The sequence below is a fragment of the Micromonospora sp. NPDC005220 genome (assembly GCF_040607895.1).
GTDB lineage: Bacteria > Actinomycetota > Actinomycetes > Mycobacteriales > Micromonosporaceae > Micromonospora.
In genome coordinates this window covers 1-3,568 of the sequence record NZ_JBEXHP010000219.1, presented here as the reverse complement: position 1 = coordinate 3,568, position 3,568 = coordinate 1, and the positions used below count along the sequence as shown (strand labels likewise).

General features: G+C 71.9%; 5 protein-coding genes. All 5 read right to left on the bottom strand.

Annotation, left to right across the window (positions count from 1 at the left end; translation table 11 throughout):
• Nucleotides 1-87 precede the first annotated feature (87 nt).
• The 5 genes from ABZU52_RS32150 to ABZU52_RS32130 are packed head-to-tail and all read right to left on the bottom strand — an operon-like array spanning nt 88 to nt 3,489.
• Nucleotides 88-570 carry a phage tail protein gene (locus ABZU52_RS32150; RefSeq protein ID WP_354974675.1) on the bottom strand — a complete coding sequence of 161 codons (483 nt, stop codon included), beginning with the start codon at nt 568-570 and terminating at the stop codon, nt 88-90.
• 1 nt (nt 571) lies between these two features.
• A complete protein-coding gene (locus ABZU52_RS32145; RefSeq protein WP_354974674.1) occupies nt 572-1,807 on the bottom strand; it encodes a phage tail sheath subtilisin-like domain-containing protein in 1,236 nt (411 codons plus the stop codon).
• A 22-nt stretch (nt 1,808-1,829) separates the two neighbouring features.
• Nucleotides 1,830-2,528: a carboxypeptidase-like regulatory domain-containing protein gene (locus tag ABZU52_RS32140; RefSeq protein WP_354974673.1), complete on the bottom strand. Its 699-nt coding sequence runs from the start codon at nt 2,526-2,528 to the stop codon at nt 1,830-1,832.
• Nucleotides 2,525-3,133, bottom strand: a complete 609-nt coding sequence (locus ABZU52_RS32135) for a glycine zipper family protein (RefSeq protein WP_354974672.1) — start codon at nt 3,131-3,133, stop codon at nt 2,525-2,527. The genes ABZU52_RS32140 and ABZU52_RS32135 overlap by 4 nt, the downstream gene beginning before the upstream one ends.
• Before the next feature lie 11 nt (nt 3,134-3,144).
• Nucleotides 3,145-3,489 carry a hypothetical protein gene (locus ABZU52_RS32130; RefSeq protein ID WP_196923244.1) on the bottom strand — a complete coding sequence of 115 codons (345 nt, stop codon included), beginning with the start codon at nt 3,487-3,489 and terminating at the stop codon, nt 3,145-3,147.
• Nucleotides 3,490-3,568: the final 79 nt, after the last annotated feature.

The following is a 3,568-nucleotide window of genomic DNA, read 5'->3' as shown; positions in this document are numbered from 1 at the left end:
GCCGGCGCCGGGTGCCCAACCCGCTCGACCCGCCCGGCGAGGCGCTGCATCGCCCCGGCCGCCGAGCGCAGCCGGCCGGCCAGCCAGCTACGCGGGCGTCGGCGCGGTGGCACCGCCGGTCTCCAGCTCCAGGCCCTCGTAGCGCAGGGTCAGCGAGGCGATGGCGATCTCGTGGCTGAGAGTGTTGAGGTGCGCGCCGCGCCACCGGGTCGGCCAGGCTTCGATCAGGTTCCAGCGCAGCACCTCGGCCGTCCCCACCGAGTCGAGCAGCACCACCGAGACGTTGCGCCGGTTGAGGGTGCCCTGAGCGGTGGCGTTCACCCAGTCCCACAGCTCGCGGGAGGCGGTGAGGCCGAAGTGCAGCGTCACCGGCTCGTACTCGGCCTGACCGGGCACCATCCGCATCCGACCCAGGCCGTGCTCCCGGTACGGCTGCCCGGGGATGTTCACCTCCAACCCGGTCATCTCGGTGAAGTGGCCGTTGGTGACGCCGTTGATGAGCAGTCGAAAGTTGTACGCCCGGTACGGGTCGACCGGGGCGCCGGGCTGCGGGGTGGCGGTGGTGGGCATGTCAGCCTCCGATCGTCTCGGTCTCGGTGCCGCCGGCCCACTGGCTCAGCTTGAACACCACGAACTCGGCGGGCTTGACGACAGCGATGCCGATGTGGGCGATCACCATGCCCGCGTCGCGGACGTCCGGCGGGTTGGTCTCCTCGTCACACTTGACGAAGAACGCCTCCTCGGGGCTGCGCCCCAGCAACGCGCCGTCGCGCCACACCCGGGTGAGGAACGCCCCGATGTCGCGACGAATCGAGCGCCAGAGGGTGAAGTCGTTGGGCTCGAACACCATCCACCGGGTGCCGTTGGCGATGGCCTGCTCGATGGCGATGCTGAGGCGTCGGACGTTGAGGTAACGCCACTCGCTGGCCTCGGCGGCGAGCGTACGGGCGCCCCACACGCGGATGCCCTCGCCGGCGAAGTAGCGGATCACGTTGACGCCCTTGGGGTTGAGCACGTCGTGTTCCGGTCGGGTGACCAGGTAGCCCAGGTCGACGGCGCCGCGAACGGGTTCGTTGGCCGGGGCCTTGTGCACCCCGCGCAGGGCGTCGGTGCGGGCCCAGATGCCAGCCAGGTGCCCGCTCGGCGGGGTGAGCTCCAGCTCGCCGCTGATCGGGTCGCGTACCCGCAGCCAGGGGTAGTAGAACGCGCCGAACTCGGACTGTCGCGGCCGGTAGGCGGCCCCCTCGTGGCCGCCGGAGCCGCCCGGCTGGGCTGCGTCGCCGCCGCCCTCGGCGGGCTTGGCGGGTTTACCGGTGGACGGTGTGGCGACCCGGGTCAACGCGGAGATGTCGTCGATGTCCGGCGCCGGGTCGCAGATCGCGACCATGGTGCGGGTGCGCTCGGCCATGCTGAGCAGCGCCTCGTGGGACACCACGTCGTGGAAGCCGGGCGCCGCGATGATGGAGATCTCGTCGACGGCCTCCAGCAGTTGCAGACCGCCGCGCCGCTGCCCGGTGCCGGTGACCGCGCCACCCTCGCCGACGTTGACCACCCAGCAGCGGGCGCCACCGTTGTCCAGGAAGCCGAAGACCGCCCGCGCCAGCGGGGTGCTCTCCACCCGCTCGCCGGTGGCGAAGAGCCGCAGGAACTCCGTCCAGTTGTTGACCGGCACCGCCTTGCCCAGGTGGGCGGAGCGGTCCGGGGCGACGCCGACGAAGGCGGCGATGCTGGTGCTCGCCGGCCCGATCGGTCGGGCGCCGCTGGGGACCTCCTCGACATAGATGCCGGGGGAGAAGTAACTGGGCATCGGTCCTCCTGTGCCTTCGGTGTCAGTGGGTCGGTGGCGCGCAGACGATGACGATGTCGTCCTCACCCGGGTCGACGTCGGCGGTGAGGACGAGCCCCCGTCCGGTCAGCCGCAGCCGGACCGGGCCCGGCTGCTCGGGGTCGTGCGGTACGCCGACGATCAGGAACCGGCCCTCCGGGTCGGTGCGGGTGGCCGACCCGGTGCCGGGCAGTTCGACCCGCATCGCGGCCAGTGGCTGGTCCTGGGGGCCGACCACCCGTCCACTGAGGCTGCGGACGTCAAGTTGCCGCAGCCGCAGCGGTTGCAGCACCGGCGGCGCGGCCGGGGTCGGGTGGTCCACCTGCGCCGCCACGTCGATCAGCAGCGCCGGTCGGGGCGCCGTACCGAACGCGGTCCACAGGGGCGCGTCGCCGGCCTCCAGCACGACCGGGTAGCTGCCGTCGCTGGTCGCGGCGGTGAGCACCCGGTCCAGTCGGGGCAACCCGGCCGGCCCGGTGACGCAGAGCAGGTGGCGGACCGTGAACCGGTACGGTTCGCGGACCGCGCCGCTGGAGCGGGTCTGCCGGGCCGGACGCAGTTCGAGGGGCCAGAGGGTGAGCCCGTCGGTGTCGTCGCACGCGCGGGGCGGGCCGACCGGGACGGGTTCCCCCGCCGCGCCGGTCACCCAGGCGACCAGTTCGGCGGTGGCCGTCTCGATCGGTCCGCGCCCGTGGGTGCTCATCGCGGCGGCGTTCCCTGGATCCGGTACGCGATGGCCTCGTTCCAGACGTGCGGGTAGACGCCGATCTCGAAGTACCTGGTGAAGCGGTTGATCGGCGCGTTGGTGTGGTCGTGGTAGAGCAGCCACACCGGCGCGATGGTGAACAGGACGTAGTTGGCGAGGACGAGGGGGATGTAGAGCGGCCCGAGCAGGCGACCTTGGAAGATGTGCACGTCCTCGTGGCGTTGGATGCCGGAGCTGGAGCCGGCGCAGACGGTGCCGATGGTGGTGGCGTACCGGGGCGAGACCCCCTCCACCACGCTGACCCGGCCGCTGCCCAGCGACGTGGGCCGGTCCAGTGAGTGTCCGAAGATCAGGTGCACGGTCAGGTAGATGGCGCCGACGACCGTGTTGAGCAGACTCCAGGTGTGGTCGACGACGAAGAGGAAGATGCCGCGGGCGTCCGAGGCGTACACCCCGGCGGAGGCCACCGACCAGCCGAACACCGCGCCGACCACCAGGCCCACGACGGCGCCGATCAGCAGCCCGATCGGGCCGCCGGCGAGGAAGCCGAGCAGGGCGCCGAAGCCGACCTGGACGGCCGCGCTGAGAATTCCGAAGACCATGACGACACCTCTCAGACCCAGGAGCGGAAGACTCGGGGCTCACGACCCTGCGCGACCTGGGTCGGCGACGGCTGGGTCGCCTGCCGGTTGCCGGGCGGGAACTGGTTGACGCCGAGCGCGGCGGAGAAGATGACCAGCGCGTTGAAGAACGCGATGACCCACTTCTCGCCGCCGGCGTCGTCGGCGAACGCCGCCGTCAGGTAGGACAGCAGCAGCGCGATGGCGATGGCGATCCACTTGCGGAGCTTGTCGCCGCTCGGGCCGATCAGCCCGCCGATGACGTTGGTGGCCAGCAGGGTGGCGGCGCTCGCGCCGGCGATGGTCCCCAGGGCTGCCCAGGTGAAGAGATCGTTCATGCCGATCCCCCTCTTTTGCGATGGTGCGACCGGGATGTGGTGGTGGTGAGGTCCGGTGCCCCGCGCGCGGGGGACCGGG